This window comes from Synechococcus sp. CS-1332 (genome assembly GCF_025127995.1).
GTDB lineage: Bacteria > Cyanobacteriota > Cyanobacteriia > PCC-6307 > Cyanobiaceae > Cyanobium.
The window spans coordinates 1-13986 of sequence record NZ_JAHLYP010000028.1; the positions used below are offsets into that span (position 1 = coordinate 1).

The window sequence follows — 13986 nt, forward strand, 5'->3', positions numbered from 1 at the left end:
GGCCAGCACCACGGCGGCGGCCAGGGGCTGCATCGGATCCCCCACGGCGGCGACCACCCGCAGCGCGGCGCCGGACCTATCCCCTGCCTCGGCGACGGGGAGGCCCGCCGCCCGCAGGCCCCGTTCCACCAGCGCCGCCTTGAGGCCATGGTCGGGGTGGCGCAGGCTGCCGCTCACCAGCCCGTGGGCCGCCACCCCCAGACCCACCAGCAGGGCCAGAGCGGTGCTGGTGCCCCCAGGCACGCATTCAGCCAACAGCAGGGGCCGGCCGGGCGGCCGTGGCTCCCCCCAACGACGGCCCAGGGCCAGCAGGGCCTCCAGCCGGGCCGGATCAAGGGCCTCGCCGCCGCTGAGACAGCGGGCCGAACCGGCCCCGGCCAGCCCCGGCAACCGCAGGTGGGGCACCGCCGGGGCCACCGGGCAGCCCAGGTCAACCACCAGGGGGGCCAGGGCCAGCTCCCGCAGCACCACATGGCTGATCAGGGCGGGAGACACCCCGGCGGGCAGGGGCGGCAGGGCGTGGGGACGCTCCCCGGCAGGCCCGAGCACCAGCAGTTCGGCGTCGGCCGCCGCCGTGCGGCGCCGGGAGCTGGGGGTGGCGCCGGCGGCGGAGATGCCAGGCACGGCGGCGGTGTCGGTGGCCGCCAGCAGCAGCAGCACCTCACTGCGGCGCCAACCCTGGGACCAGGGCCCGCACCAGCGGTCGGCGGCGGCCGCGGAACCGGAGATCCGCCGCAGCTGGCTCAAAGGGGGTCGAGGGCCACCAGGCCGCGCAGGGCCGCCGGCGGCTCGCTGATCGGCACATCCAGGCGCGGGAAAATCCAGTAGGCCACAGCGTGGAGGGCCAGCACCACGATCAGGTTCTGCAGCAGGACCAGCAACAGGGCTGCGACCTGCACCTGGGCCAGATCGAAGCCCCCGGCCAGACCCACCACCCCCGCCAACCGGTCCAGCAGGTTGGCGGCGGCGGTGGTGATCACCACCCAGAGGTTCTCCCCCACGAGCACCGAGAGCACCGCCACCCGCACCAGGAAACCGGCGGCGCCGATCAGGCTGCCCACCCCCAGGGTGAGCCACCAGCTACGGCGGTGGCGCCAGCCCCAACCCAGCCAGAGGGAGAGCAGGCCATAGGGGAACAGCACAAGGGGGCCGCGGATCGGCCCCATCAGGGCCACCAGCAACAGGGCCGTCACCACCACCCCCTCCAGGGCACAGCGCCAGCCATGGCGCAGCTGCAGCAGGGCCAGGGGCAGGGGCAGGGCGAGACGGAACAGGGGGCTGCCCACCGGCAGGTAGTAGAGCGCCACCCACAACAGGGCGGTGGAGGCCGCCAGGTAGGCAGTGTCCATCAGCTGGCGCGCCTGGCGAGGGCTCAGCTGCCGCCGGGAGGGAGGAGTCATCGGCTCAGCGCGGCGCCGGCGCCGGACGGGAGGCGGGGGCGGCACTGCCGGTGGCCGGGGCGGGGGATTCCGTGGCCGCGGTACCGGCCGCTGGCATGCGCTCGATCGTTTCCACCTCGAACGGCACCCCGGCGGCCCGCAGGGCCTTGGTGACCACCTCGGCGGGGGCGGATGGATCCGCCAGGGGTAGACGGATGGTGACGCGGTAAGGGGCCGGACGGACGGCCGGGGCCACGGGGGACACCGGGGTGGCAGGGTCTACAGGACGGGCCGGGGGTTCATTGGCCGTCGGACGGGGCTGACTCGCTGTGGTGGGGGCGGGGTTAGCGGGGGTCAGCGCCCGCGGGGCACCGGCCGGGGGGGAGGCAGGGGCGGCCGGGGCTCGGGAAAAGCTGCGGGACAGGGCGTCACCAAACGTTGTTCCACCACAGGCGGACAGCAGCAGGGGCAGCATCAGCAGGGTTCCCGCCAGCGAAAGGGAGGGGCGGGGAGACGCCATCAGCTGCCCGCGGGTTTGATCACCCGCACGGCGCTGGCCCGCAGACGACCAGATTTGGTGGTGGCGGGGGGCTTCTTGGCGGTGACGGCCTTGGTGGCTGCTGGCTTGGCCGTGGCCTTTTTGGTGGCGGGGGGCTTCTTGGCGGCAGCCCTGGTGGCGCTGCGGGCCTTGGCGGCGCTCTTGCTGGTGGCGGCCTTGGCGGCCAGCAGCTCCACCGCCTGCTCCAGGGAGATGGTGTCGGCGGTGGTGCCCTCCGGCAGGGAGGCATTCACCTTGCCCTGCTTGACGTACAGCCCATAGGGACCATCGAACAGCTGGATGCTCTCCTCGGAGCCCTCCGGCGCTCCGAGATCCTTGAGCGCCGTGCGACCGCCACGGCCCTTCTTGGGCATGGCCAGCAGCTCCAGGGCCCGGTTGAGGCCCACGGCAAGCACGTCGTCCTCGGCCTTGAGGGAGCGGTAGTCCTTCTCCCCCTTGCCCTTGTCGTGGACCACGTAGGGGCCGAAGCGTCCCAGCCCGGCCTGCACCTTGCCCCCATCCGGGTGCTCACCCAGGTGGCGGGGAAGCCGCAGCAGCCCCAGGGCATCCTCAAGGCTGAGATCCTCGGGCTTGACCCCCTTGGGCAGGGAGGCCCGCTTGGGCTTGGGCACCTCCTCGCTCACCTGGCCGCGCTGCACGTAGGGGCCGTACTGGCCGAACAAGAGGTACACCTGCTCGCCGGTCTCGGGGTCCTCCCCGAGCGATTCGGGTCCTTCGGCCTTCTGGCGCAGCAGCAGCTCGGCCTTCTCGGCATCCAGATCGGCGGGCGTGATCTCCTGGGGCAGGGTGGCCTTGAGCAGCTCCTCGCTGCCGTCCTCCGCCACCCGCTTGGTCTCGAGGTAGGCGCCGAAGCGGCCGATCCGCACCACGCAGGGCAGACCCTCCAGCACCACCGTGCGGGAGATGCCGGGGTCGATGTCGCCCTCCCGTTGCTGCACCTGGGTCTCCAGGCCCTTCTCGCCCTTGTAGAAGCCCTCCAGGTAGGGCAGCCAGGACACCTTGCCCGTGGAGATCTCGTCGAGGGTGTGCTCCATCTTCGAGGTGAAGGCCGTGTCCACCAGGTCGGGGAAGTGCTCCTCCAGCAGGGCCGTCACCGCGAAGGCCGTGAAGCTGGGGGTGAGGGAGTTGTTCTGCAGGGTGGCGTAACCCCGGTCGACGATGGTGCCGATGATGCTGGCGTAGGTGGAGGGCCGGCCGATGCCCTCCTTCTCCAGGGTCTTGACCAGGGCGGCCTCGCTGTAGCGGGCAGGGGGCTGGGTCTGGTGGCCGAGGGCCTCCACGGCCCGGCAGACGGGGGCATCACCAACGGCGAGCGAAGGCAGCAGCGCCTCCTGGCCCTCCAGGGCCGCGTCAGGGTCGTCGCTGCCCTCCACGTAGGCGCGGAAGAAGCCGGCGAAGTCGATGCGCTTGCCGCTGGCCCGGAACGTGGCGCCCGCCGCTTCGATGTCGACGGCCAGCAGGGTGAGCCGGGCGTCGGCCATCTGGCTGGCCACGGTGCGCTTCCAGATCAGCTCGTAGAGGGCCAGATCGCGGCCGTCGAGGCAGGAATCCTTGGGTGTGCGGAAGCTCTCGCCGGCGGGCCGGATCGCCTCGTGGGCCTCCTGGGCATTGCGGGCCTTGGTGCTGAACTGGCGCGGCTCCGGGCTGAGGAATTCCTTGCCGTACATGGCGCCGACGCAGTTGCGCGCCGCCGTCAGGGCCTGGCCGGAGAGGTGCACCGAGTCGGTGCGCATGTAGGTGATGAAACCCCGTTCGTAGAGGGCCTGGGCCGTGCGCATGGTGTCGCGGGCCGAGAGCCGCAGCTTGCGGTTGGACTCCTGCTGCAGGGTGCTGGTGGTGAAGGGGGGCACGGGCCGCCGCAGCGTGGGCTTCTCCTCCACCGCCGACACCCGCCAGGGGGAGCTTTCGACGGCGGCCTTGAGGGCGCTGGCCTCGGCTTCGCTGAGCAGCTTCACCTTGCTGCCCGGCTTGAGGCCGCCGGTGGTCTCGTCGAAATCGGAACCGCCGGCGATGCGCTCGGCCCCCAGGTGGGTGAGCTTGGCATCGAACGGCACCGCCGCCTGCGCGAGGCCGGCCTTGAGATCCCAGTAGCTGCCGCTGCGGAAGGCGCGACGGGCGCGCTCTCGCTGCACCAGCAGCCGCACCGCCACCGACTGCACCCGTCCGGCGGACAGGCCCCAGGCCACCTTTTTCCAGAGCAGCGGCGACAGGGTGTAGCCCACCAGGCGATCGAGGATGCGGCGGGTCTCCTGGGCATGGACCAGCTCCATGTCGAGGTCGCGGGTCTGGTCGAGGGCGCGGCCGATCGCCTCCTTGGTGATCTCGTGGAAGACCATCCGCTTCACCGGCACCTTCGGCCCCAGGAGCTGGAGCAGGTGCCAGCTGATGCTCTCCCCTTCCCGGTCCTCGTCCGTGGCCAGCAACAGCTGGTCAGCATCCTTGAGGGCGTCCTTGAGCTCCTTCACCACCTTTTTCTTGTCCTTCGGCACCACGTAGAGGGGTTCGAAGGCGTTGGCGGTGTTGACGCCGAGATTGGCCCACTTTTCGCCCTTGTGCGCCGCAGGAATCTCGCTGGCGTTGTTGGGCAGATCGCGCACATGGCCCATCGACGCCTCCACCCGGAAGGTCTTGGGCAGGAACGCCCGGATGGTGCGTGCCTTGGTGGGGCTCTCGACGATGACCAGGGTGTGGGCCACGGGAAGGCGCGATACCGCTTCCTTCTTTATCGCATCGGCGGACCCAGCGGGTATCGGGGCACCAGACCGACCCCCCAGATGGCGGCTACAGTCCAACCCATCGCGTGCCTCCTCGATCCCTGTGGCAGACCTGTTTCTGGCAGCAGCGAGCTCTGTCACCACGGCCGCTTCCGCCGCCGAGGCCATTGCCTCCGGTCTGGGCACCGGCGGCCTGGCCCTGCAGCTGAATGCCGGCGCGATCGCTCCGGAAGTGGCCGTCCTACTCACCCTGGTGGTCTGTCTGGTTGTCGACCTGGCCGGCGAAAAGGCCGCCAGCCGTTGGGTTCCGCCCATCTGCTACGGCGGCCTTTCGGCTTCTCTCGTGCTGCTGGCTCTGCAATGGAACAGCCCCCTGGAGCCTTCCTTCCTCGGCTCCTTCCTGGCCGACAACCTGGCGATCGCTTTCCGGGCCGTGGTGGCCGCCTCCACCTTGATCTCCTTGCTGCTGAGCTGGCGCTACGTGGAGCGCAGCGGCACCCCGATGGGCGAATACGCCGCCATCCTGCTGGCCGCCACCCTCGGGGCCATGTTCCTGTGCGGCTCCACCGACCTGGTGAGCATCTTCATCTCCCTGGAAACCCTCTCAGTCGCCAGCTATCTGTTGGCGGGGTACATGAAACGGGATGCCCGCAGTTCCGAGGCGGCCCTGAAGTATCTGCTGGTGGGTTCGGCCGCCGCGGCGGTGTTCCTCTATGGCGCCTCGCTCCTTTACGGCCTCAGCGGCGGTGCCACCAGCCTGGCCACCATCGGGTTGGCCCTGCAGACCAGCGCCTCCCCGATCACCGCCCTGGCCCTGGTGTTCGTGCTGGCCACCGTGGCGTTCAAGATCGCGGCGGTTCCGTTCCACCAGTGGACCCCCGACGTCTATGAGGGTTCCCCCACACCGGTGGTCGCTTTTCTGTCGGTGGGCTCCAAGGCCGCCGGTTTCGCCCTGGCGGTGCGCCTACTGGTGGGCTGTTTCGAGAGCTTCGACGCCCAATGGAAGTTCCTGTTCACCGTGCTGGCCGTACTGAGCATGGTGCTGGGCAACGTGGTGGCCCTGGCCCAGACCTCGATGAAACGGATGCTGGCCTACAGCTCCATTGGGCAGGCCGGTTTCGTGATGATCGGACTGGTCTGTGGCACCGAAGACGGCTTCTCGGCGATGGTGCTCTACATGGCCGCCTATCTGTTCATGAACCTGGGCGCCTTCGCCTGCATCATCCTGTTCTCCCTGCGCACCGGAAGCGACCGCATCGCTGACTACGCCGGTCTTTACCAGAAGGATCCCCTGATCACTCTGGGGCTGAGTCTGTGCTTGCTCTCCCTCGGTGGCATCCCGCCGATGCTGGGCTTCTTCGGCAAGATCTACCTCTTCTTCGCCGGCTGGGCCGACCACCAATACCTGCTGGTGGTGGTGGGCCTGGTCACCTCCGTGGTGTCGATCTACTACTACATCTCGGTGATCAAGATGATGGTGGTGAAAGAACCCCAGGAGGCTTCCGATGTGGTCAAAGATTATCCCGCCATCACCTGGAATCTGGCGGGTATGCAGCCCCTGCGGGCGGCCCTCGTGGGCTGCGTGGTGATCACCGCCGTGGGTGGCGTGCTCTCCAGCCCCCTGTTCGACTGGGCCAGCTCCACCGTGGCCGGCACCCCGATCCTGCAGCAGGCCATCGCCGCAGCGGCCATCGCCCCACTGGGCTGAACGACCGGCTGACTTCCTAGCCTTCTGCCTATGGATCTCCCCAACCCACCGGTGGCCGAGCTGGTTCACGTCTCCAAGGTCTACGGCAGCGGTGACACAGAAGTTCGTGCCCTTGACGACCTCTCCCTGACGGTTCAAAAGGGTGACTACCTGGCGGTGATGGGAGCCAGCGGATCCGGTAAAAGCACCGCGATGAACATTCTTGGCTGCCTGGATCGGCCGAGCTCCGGCAGCTACCACCTGAACGGCACCGATGTCGACAGCCTCGACGACGACGCGCTGGCCGACCTGCGCAACCAGCAGCTGGGCTTCGTGTTCCAGCAGTTCCATCTGCTGCCCCAGTTAAGTGCCATCGACAACGTGATGCTGCCGATGATCTATGCCCGCATCCCCAAGGAGGAGCGACGCCGGCGGGCCCTGGCGGCCCTCGATCGCGTCGGCCTCTCCAACCGGCTGGAGAACAAGCCCAACCAGCTCTCCGGCGGCCAGCAGCAGCGGGTGGCCCTGGCCCGGGCGATCATCAACGATCCGGCCATGCTCCTGGCCGACGAGCCCACCGGTGCCCTCGATTCCCACACCACCGAGGAGGTGCTGAGCCTGTTTGGTGATCTCAATGCCCAGGGCATCACGATCCTGCTGGTGACCCACGAAAACGAGGTGGGCGCCAGGGCCGATCGGGTGGTGCACTTCCGCGACGGCCGCATCAGCGGCTGAAGCCCGCCGCGACTCAGCCCGGGGAAGGCTTCCGGGTTCCTGGCAGGGGCAGCGGCAAGGGCGAGCGGGGCCGCTCCAGGGTGGCGATGAGCTGACCCATCAGCAGGGCTACAGCGTCGGTGGGGCCGCTGCCATCCGGACCGGCCATGCCGGCGAACAGGCTGCCGCCGGGATCGAGATCGCCGGGGTCGGTGGCGACCCAGCCGCCATCCTCGGGCAGGCGCAGCTCGAAATGCAGGTGGGGGCCGGTGCTCAGGCCCGTGCTGCCAACCCGGCCAATCACTTCACCCTGGCGCACCATCTCCCCGTCCTTGACGTAGAGCTCGGACAGGTGTCCGTAGAGGGTGCGGCGGCGGGGACGGTCGTGCTCCACTTCCACCGCCAGGCCGTAGCCACCAGCCAGACCGCTGCTGACGACGCGTCCTGACAGGGCCGCCACCACCGGCGTGCCTTCGGGGGCCGCCAGATCGCGGCCAGCGTGCATCAGCCAGCTGCCGATCACCGGGTGCAGACGCCAGCCGAAATTGCTGGTGGTGACCGCTGAGCCGATCAGGGGGAAGAGCAGCCGCAGGTTGCCGTTGCCACCTATCGGAGCGGGCCGGGGGGTGACCCGGAACACGTCGGTCAGGCGGAAGCTGCCGCCGGCCCCGGTGAGCAGGGCGCTGACGGGCACGGTGATCGGCGGCAGGGGGGAGGCATCGAGGCCGAAGCCGCCGAAGCCGATGCCGCGGCCACCGGCCGCCAGATCACCCTCGCCCAGACCATCCGAGAGGCCATCCTTGCGGCCGCGACCGATGATGATCACGCCGGAATTGCATTCCTGGACCGAGAGGGCCCCGGCGCGACAAGCCTTGTTGCGGGTGGCCGCCTCCTGGGGTGAGAGCAGGGAACCGCGCACCCGCACCCGCTCACCAGGGGTCACGACCCCCTCCCGCACCAGGGCATCGAGGGACGAATCGAAGCGGCGGACCGGCTCCGGACGGCGCTCCGCCGTGCCTGGGCGCAAGGTGGGCGGAGGCGCCTCACCGCTGACCGGCGGAGGGGGCGCCAGGGGCTGGACGGGCGCCTGGAACTGGGGGCGGGTGACTGGCGCGGCGATCCTCACCGAAGGTCGCAGCACCGGGGTCGGAGCGGGCACTGGCGGGTCCGTCGCTTCGGCGCCTGGAACAGCCTGGGCCAGCACCAGGGGCATGGCCAGCCAGGAGGCCGTGGCGCCGGCCGTAAGGGCCGTCAGGACGGTGAGGGGCTTGGGGGCCATGTCAGGGAAAGGCGAAACACACTGTAAGGGGGGTGCTCATCCGGGGCCGAACCTGCGGTACAGCACCCGCTCCCGTGGGCCATGAACCAACCGCAACCCGCCATCGGCTGTCAGCCCGATGGGACGCCAGTCGTCACCGTCGAGGCGGATGGGGCCGGCGGGCAGCAACAGGCGCTGCTCCGCCTGCCGGCGCACCTCCTCCGGGCGACCGGCCCAGGCCATGGCCCAGTCCAGGGCCACCAGCACCTCCCCACACCAATGCCACGGGTCAGCGCGCCCTGATCCCAGCACCGTGGCCACCGCCACGGCGCCGGGAGGCACACGGTTGGCGGCATTGAGCCCCACACCCATGCGGGCCCAGCGGCAGGCCTCCCCCCGCAGCCGCAAGCGGGGCAGCAGACCCGCCAGCTTCATCGGTAGGGCCCCGTCTGCGGCGACCAGCAACAGATCGTTGGGCCACTTGAGCCGCACCCGCAGCCCGCGGGCCTCCAGCCGCAGACACAGCCCGACCGCCGCCGCCAGGCCAGGGGCCGCGGCCTCCGCCGCCGCAGCGGGCCATGGCAGGGCCGCACTCAGCCAGACCCCCCCGCTCGGGGAGCACCAGGGGCGGCCCTGCTGGCCGCGGCCGAAGCGCTGGCGGCGGGCGATCACCGCCCGGGGGGTCCGCAGGGGCCCGGCGCCGGCGAGACGCGGATCGGAGGCCAGCCAGCGGTCGAGCTCCGTCTCGGTGCTGGCGCACACCGGCAGAGCCCGCAGCCGCCAGACAAAGGGTGACGCAGGGGGATCAGGCAGCGCCCGCCGATGGGCCCCGATCGCGCCGATCAAAACCGACGCAGCCAGTCGCCGATGCGGGCCGCCCCGGCCTCCAGGTCACTGGCCGGGTGCACCAGGGCCAGACGTTGCCAGCCCTCGCCGCCGGGGCCGAAGCCGTTGCCGGGGGTGAGGCAGACGCCGGTGCCCTCCAGCAGGGCGGCGCAGAAACGCTCCGAATCCAGGCCCCGAGCCCGCGCCACTTCAGGGATCTGCAGCCACAGGTAGAGCGCCATCGAGGGCAGCCGCACCGGCCAGCCCTGGGCCTCGAGGCCGGCGGCCATCCGATCGCGGCGCTCCCGGTAGATGCCGCGCAGCTGCTGGGGCCAGTGGGGGGCCTGCTCCAGGGCGGCGATGGCTCCGGCCTGCAGGGCCAGGGACTGGTTGAAATCCACCACTCCTTTGAGCTGGCGCAGGGCGGTGATCAGCTCCTCGGCGCCGATGGCGAAGGCCAGCCGATACCCCCCCAGGCACCAGCTTTTGGAGAACGAAAAGAATTCGATGCCGCAGCGACGCCAGGCGGGGTGGCGCAGCAGGGCGGGGGCCTCCCCGTCCAGGGCCAGATCCACGTAGGGGTTGTCATGAGCGAGCACCACGTCGTGGCGCAGGGCCCGGTCCACCGCCGCATCCAGCCAGGCCTGCTCGCCGGTGGTGGCCGTGGGGTTGTGGGGGAAGCCCAGCACCATCAGCTTGAGGGCCTGCCACTGGCTGGGGGCCAGCCGGTCGAAATCCGGCCGCCAGCCAGCCTCGGCATCGAGGGGCAACAACACCGGCTCGGCGCTGGCCAGATGCAATCCGCCCATATGGGACGGGTAGTAGGGGTCGAGCAGCAGGGCCGGATCGCCGGGGTTGAGCACCGCCAGCGGCAGATGGGCCGTGCCCTCCTGGGACCCCACCAGCAGCAGCACCTCCGTTTCCGGATCCACCACCACGTCGAAACGACGCCGCGCCCATGCCGCCACCGCCTCGCGGAAGGGGAGGGTAGCGGCGTGGAGGCAGTAGGAGGCGCTCTCAGGCCTGCCCAGGCCCGCGGCGATGGCCTCGAGGGCCACCGCGGGTGGCTGCAGGTCGGTGGAGCCGAGGGAGAGATCCAGCAGTGGCGGCAGGGGAGCGCCATCCGGGGCGCACTCTTCCAGGGCACGGGCGCTATAGGCGGCCTTGCGCTGGTCGTTACGGGCGAAGACGCCGCTGCCAAGCCGCGTCAGGCGCTCAGAGATGGGCATCAAGGAACGCCTTGAGCTGGGACTGGGCCATGGCGCCTTCGTGGCGGGCCACTTCAAGGCCGGCCCGGAACAGGATCAGGGTGGGCAGACCCTGCACCTTGAGGCTGTCGCGGCTGATGGGGTTGGGATCGGCCTCCAGCTTGCCGACGCTGAGGGCGCCACCGGGAGCCGTGGCGTAGGCGGCGGCCGCCCAGGTCATCAGGGGGGCCATCAGCCGGCAGGGACCACACCAGGCGGCCCAGACGTCCACCAGCACCGGGCCAGGTGCCTCAAGGACCGACACCTGGAAGTTGGCGTCGGTGAGGGCGAGCACGGGGGGGTCAACGTCGGCGGCCACGGCACTGGAGAGAGCGATGGCCCGATTGTATGAATTCAGAGCTTGTCGATGGACTGGCGCAGCTCCTCGAGCTCGGCATTCACCTCGGCCACTTTCACCGGCTCCAGCTGGGGAGCCGGACCACCCTCCATGGGCAGGGAGATGGGGGTCTTGCCGCCTTCGAGCCGGTTCTTGAGGGCCGCCAGCTCTTCGTCGACGTTGCTGCCCTCCAGAGCCGCGAACTGGCTTTCCAGATCGGCCCCGGCCAGCTCGGCGGCGGCCTGGCTGCGGGCCTCCATGTTCAGCACCTTCTCCTCCATCTGATCGAAGGCGGCCATCGAACTGTTGGTGTTCAGGCTGCCGACGGCGTTCTGGAGCTGCTCCTGGGCCTGGGCCGCCTGGGCGCGGGCCTTGAGCATGTCCTTCTTGGTTTTGGCCTCGGCGATCTTGCCCTCGAGGGCGGTGAGGCTGCGCTTGAGGGTGTCGACCTGGCCGGCCTGGCCATTGAGCTGGGCGTTGAGGGCGGCGGCGGTATCGGTGTAGGTCTTGCGGCGGGAGAGGGACTCACGGGCCAGGTCCTCCTCACCCTTTTTGAGGGCCAGTTCAGCGCGCTCGTACCAGGTGCGGCTCTGGGCCTCGGCCTGCTCGGCCTGGTTCTGCAGCCGCTTCTGGCTGGCGATGGCCGTGGCCACGGCCTGGCGCAGTTTCACCAGGTCGGCCTGCATGTCCGCCACCGACTGATCCAGGATCTTGGCCGGATCCTCGGCCTTGCTCACCAGGTCGTTGAGGTTGGCGCGCAGGAGGCGGCTGAGCCGATCGAAGAAACCCATGGAGGCGGGGCTATTGCAGTCCTCGACAGTAGCCAGAACCAGCCGGCAAGCCCCCTCCACCGGCCAGCGGATTGCCGCACCCCTAGCGTGGGGTGATGGAGCCCTCCCGTTCCCGCCAGCGCCGCCAGGTCGATAACGGCGGGTCCCGTCGCTGGATCAGCGAGGCGGTGCAGACCCGCCGCGTGGGCAACATCTCGTTGCTGATGCCTCCCCCCCGGCCGCCGGCCAGTGCCCTGGCGAGCTGCCTCGACAGCCTCCAGCAGGACTGGCGCCGCGACGGCCACCTGGCTGGTCTGTGGCGGGAATGGCCCCGGATCGCCGGCCCCCAGCTGGCCCCCCATTGCCGTCCCCTGCAGCTGCAGGGGGGCCTGCTGACCGTGGGTGCCGCTCCGGGGCCGTGGCTGCAGGCCCTGCAATACAACCGCCACCAGTTGCTGGGTTCGCTGCGGGCGGCTGGCTTCGTGGTGCGGGACGTGCGGGTGCAGCAGCACCACCCCGGCGCCCCCGGCACGCCGGGCGGCCAGAGCGAGGCGGACGTCTGGGCCGTCCATCCCAGCCGTTGCGACGTGCATGGCCTGGCGGACTGCCCGGCCTGCGGCCGGCCGGCCCCGGCCGGGGAGATGGCCCGCTGGGGCCACTGCAGCTTCTGCCGCCGCACTGAGCTGGCCTGAAGCCTTCAAAAGGGGCGTTCAGGGGAAGCCAGGTCCTCTCCGGTCCTCGAACAGGGCCCGCCAGGCCTGCTCCTGGGAAGCCGCGGCCTCGGTGCCCTCCATGGGGAACCCGGCCAGGAAGTCCTTGTCGGTGGCGGGCTCGTAGGGCCCCTGCTTGATCTCCATCAGCACCGCATCGGCGCTCAGGGCCACCAGGGTGTGGATCACCCCTTCGGCCAGCTCAATTCCGAACAGGGGTCCACCGGCGCTGATCCGTTCACACGCCTGCACCCGACCAGCACCATCGAGCAGCAGCAACCCCACCTCCCCCTGCAGCACCAGGAAGCACTCAAAACCGGCGCCGGGGGTCCCGCGCCGGTGGCGGTGGGGCCGCACGTAGGTGCCAGGCTGCATCGCGTTGAGGAAGCGCTGCACCCGATCGGTGGGGGCGTGGAAGTTGTGATTCAGGCGTCGGCGCGGTGAGGCGCCAGCGCCGGCCGCCACGGTGTTGAACAGCGCCTGATCGATGCGCTGCAGGTGGGAGGGGGCGGCGGACTCCAACGGGGGCACGGGCGACCATCGGCAACGACCCATAGATTGATCGCCCTCAGGGCAGCGGCAACGACATGGGCGCAGGTCAGCGGAGAATCCGGCAGGCGGCGGGCCCCTTGGCGGTTGTGCTCGGCACCGGCCTGGCCCTGCCGGCCCTGGCGGCAACACCCAAAGTGGGCGCCACGCAGGCGGCCCCGGTAGCCACCTATGGGATGGAGGCCGTCACCAGCTCAGGAATGGGGGCGATGGCCATGGGCGGCGCCGACATCATGCGGATGATGATGGGCGGCCGCCCTTCGATGAACAGCACCAGCCGCCAGCTGGAACTGCAGTTGCAGGCGCCCGGCAAGGTGGCCAGCCCCACGGCTGAGCACCGCATCCCCCCTGCCATGGCGATGGGCACGGCGCTGCCGTTGCGAAGCGGCAGCGACAGCCCTGGGCAGCCCGGCCAGTGGCAGGACAAGGACATCCCCGAGCCGAAGGGGCGGCTGTTGATCTACCGAGGCTGCGCCGAAAGCGCCGGCGCCGGCCAGCCGGAGATCATCACCCTGAAGGGGCGGTTGCCGGAACAGCGTCGCCAGGCCCTGGAGGGCCTCAGGCGTCTGGCCACCAGCCCCGCCGCAGGCGGCGCGCCCCTCACCAGCGGCCGCTGGCCCTCTGGCAGTGAGCCTCCGGCGGTGCCGCTGCAGGGCTCGCTGGTGGGCAGCCATGTGGTGGCCAGCAACTACGCCCCGGAGATCCGTTTCCAGGTGGAAAGCAGCCACGACTACCTGGCCCCGGTGACGCTGACCACCACCACAGCCGGCGGCGCCCAGCGGCTGGGCTGGCAGACCATCCCCACCGCCCTCGGCTACCAGGCCATGGCCACCGGCATGGGCCGCCAGGAGGGCGACATCGTGATGTGGACCTCCAGCGAGGCGCCCTGGGCGGACAGCTCGGTGCCGGGCGAACTGCGGGCCCCGGCAGCGGCCAGGCTGGTGCAGCGCGGCGTGCTGCTGGCGCCGGAGCGCACCACCTGCTCGATCAGCGCCCAGGCCATGGCGGCGATGCGGATGGCGATGCTCACCTTCACCGCCTACGGCGACACCCTCTTGCTGAGCAGCGCCAAGGGGGGCCCCGCCTGGCGGCTCAGCCTCGAGCGCCGCTCCACCGCCCTGCGTCCGCTCGGAGAGGGCCTTGAGGGTCTCGATCCGGGCGCCGGTGAAGGGAAGGAGGAGCCGGCCCAAAAGGGGGGGGGCTTCAATCTGTTCAAGCTGTTCTGATGGCGCGTCAC

13 protein-coding genes and 1 pseudogene are annotated in these 13986 nt (G+C 70.6%); 4 read left to right on the forward strand and 10 right to left on the reverse strand.

Annotated elements, in window-relative coordinates; all coding sequences use genetic code 11:
* The 4 genes and pseudogenes from KQ305_RS05565 to topA form a co-directional block, all read right to left on the reverse strand.
* Nucleotides 1–747 (reverse strand): annotated as a pseudogene (locus KQ305_RS05565) (NaMN--DMB phosphoribosyltransferase); the annotation flags it as partial.
* Nucleotides 744–1400, reverse strand: coding sequence for a YybS family protein (locus KQ305_RS05570; RefSeq protein ID WP_259724431.1), 657 nt, complete (start codon nt 1398–1400; stop codon nt 744–746). The gene KQ305_RS05570 and the pseudogene KQ305_RS05565, both read right to left, overlap by 4 nt.
* Before the next feature lie 4 nt (nt 1401–1404).
* Nucleotides 1405–1899: a hypothetical protein gene (locus tag KQ305_RS05575; protein WP_259724468.1), complete on the reverse strand. Its 495-nt coding sequence runs from the start codon at nt 1897–1899 to the stop codon at nt 1405–1407.
* Nucleotides 1899–4634 carry a type I DNA topoisomerase gene (gene topA / locus KQ305_RS05580; RefSeq protein ID WP_259724432.1) on the reverse strand — a complete coding sequence of 912 codons (2736 nt, stop codon included), beginning with the start codon at nt 4632–4634 and terminating at the stop codon, nt 1899–1901. The genes KQ305_RS05575 and topA overlap by 1 nt, the downstream gene beginning before the upstream one ends.
* A 184-nt stretch (nt 4635–4818) precedes the next feature.
* Between topA and KQ305_RS05585 the strand changes: the two genes are divergently transcribed.
* Together KQ305_RS05585 and KQ305_RS05590 are read left to right on the forward strand one after the other, a co-directional pair.
* On the forward strand, nt 4819–6360 hold the full coding sequence (locus tag KQ305_RS05585; protein ID WP_259724462.1) for an NAD(P)H-quinone oxidoreductase subunit N: 1542 nt from the start codon (nt 4819–4821) through the stop codon (nt 6358–6360).
* A gap of 30 nt (nt 6361–6390) precedes the next feature.
* Nucleotides 6391–7074 carry an ABC transporter ATP-binding protein gene (locus tag KQ305_RS05590; protein ID WP_259724433.1) on the forward strand — a complete coding sequence of 228 codons (684 nt, stop codon included), beginning with the start codon at nt 6391–6393 and terminating at the stop codon, nt 7072–7074.
* A gap of 13 nt (nt 7075–7087) precedes the next feature.
* On the opposite strand, the gene KQ305_RS05595 is transcribed toward KQ305_RS05590, so the two are convergent.
* From KQ305_RS05595 to KQ305_RS05615, 5 genes are read right to left on the reverse strand one after another with little or no spacing between them, the layout of a single operon-like run.
* A complete protein-coding gene (locus tag KQ305_RS05595; protein ID WP_259724434.1) occupies nt 7088–8332 on the reverse strand; it encodes a M23 family metallopeptidase in 1245 nt (414 codons plus the stop codon).
* Nucleotides 8333–8368: 36 nt separating this feature from the next.
* Nucleotides 8369–9157 (reverse strand): biotin--[acetyl-CoA-carboxylase] ligase, encoded by a 789-nt coding sequence (locus tag KQ305_RS05600; RefSeq protein WP_259724435.1) that lies wholly within the window; start codon nt 9155–9157, stop codon nt 8369–8371.
* Nucleotides 9154–10365 carry an aminotransferase class I/II-fold pyridoxal phosphate-dependent enzyme gene (locus KQ305_RS05605; protein ID WP_259724436.1) on the reverse strand — a complete coding sequence of 404 codons (1212 nt, stop codon included), beginning with the start codon at nt 10363–10365 and terminating at the stop codon, nt 9154–9156. Before KQ305_RS05605 ends, KQ305_RS05600 begins: the two co-directional genes overlap by 4 nt.
* A complete protein-coding gene (locus KQ305_RS05610; protein ID WP_259724437.1) occupies nt 10352–10702 on the reverse strand; it encodes a co-chaperone YbbN in 351 nt (116 codons plus the stop codon). Before KQ305_RS05610 ends, KQ305_RS05605 begins: the two co-directional genes overlap by 14 nt.
* A gap of 35 nt (nt 10703–10737) precedes the next feature.
* Nucleotides 10738–11511 (reverse strand): PspA/IM30 family protein, encoded by a 774-nt coding sequence (locus tag KQ305_RS05615; protein WP_254944175.1) that lies wholly within the window; start codon nt 11509–11511, stop codon nt 10738–10740.
* A gap of 95 nt (nt 11512–11606) precedes the next feature.
* On the opposite strand from KQ305_RS05615, the gene KQ305_RS05620 reads away from it, so the two are divergent.
* Nucleotides 11607–12182, forward strand: a complete 576-nt coding sequence (locus KQ305_RS05620; protein ID WP_259724438.1) for a DUF721 domain-containing protein — start codon at nt 11607–11609, stop codon at nt 12180–12182.
* Between the two features lie 18 nt (nt 12183–12200).
* Here the strand turns inward: KQ305_RS05620 and KQ305_RS05625 are convergent, their stop codons facing one another.
* Nucleotides 12201–12731: a WbuC family cupin fold metalloprotein gene (locus KQ305_RS05625; RefSeq protein ID WP_311134320.1), complete on the reverse strand. Its 531-nt coding sequence runs from the start codon at nt 12729–12731 to the stop codon at nt 12201–12203.
* A 56-nt stretch (nt 12732–12787) separates the two neighbouring features.
* Here KQ305_RS05625 and KQ305_RS05630 point away from each other — a divergent pair, with 56 nt between their 5' ends.
* Entirely contained in the window at nt 12788–13975 is a 1188-nt protein-coding gene (locus KQ305_RS05630) for a hypothetical protein (RefSeq protein WP_259724439.1), read from the forward strand.
* The last annotated feature ends 11 nt before the right edge of the window (nt 13976–13986 follow it).

Bases quoted from the DNA above. Each gene is read 5' to 3' on its own strand.
- KQ305_RS05570 (WP_259724431.1), bottom strand. From the start codon at position 1,400: ATGACTCCTCCCTCCCGGCGGCAGCTGAGCCCTCGCCAGGCGCGCCAG.
- KQ305_RS05575 (WP_259724468.1), bottom strand. From the start codon at position 1,899: ATGGCGTCTCCCCGCCCCTCCCTTTCGCTGGCGGGAACCCTGCTGATG.
- KQ305_RS05590 (WP_259724433.1), top strand. From the start codon at position 6,391: ATGGATCTCCCCAACCCACCGGTGGCCGAGCTGGTTCACGTCTCCAAG.
- KQ305_RS05595 (WP_259724434.1), bottom strand. From the start codon at position 8,332: ATGGCCCCCAAGCCCCTCACCGTCCTGACGGCCCTTACGGCCGGCGCC.
- KQ305_RS05605 (WP_259724436.1), bottom strand. From the start codon at position 10,365: ATGCCCATCTCTGAGCGCCTGACGCGGCTTGGCAGCGGCGTCTTCGCC.
- KQ305_RS05615 (WP_254944175.1), bottom strand. From the start codon at position 11,511: ATGGGTTTCTTCGATCGGCTCAGCCGCCTCCTGCGCGCCAACCTCAAC.
- KQ305_RS05620 (WP_259724438.1), top strand. From the start codon at position 11,607: ATGGAGCCCTCCCGTTCCCGCCAGCGCCGCCAGGTCGATAACGGCGGG.
- KQ305_RS05630 (WP_259724439.1), top strand. From the start codon at position 12,788: ATGGGCGCAGGTCAGCGGAGAATCCGGCAGGCGGCGGGCCCCTTGGCG.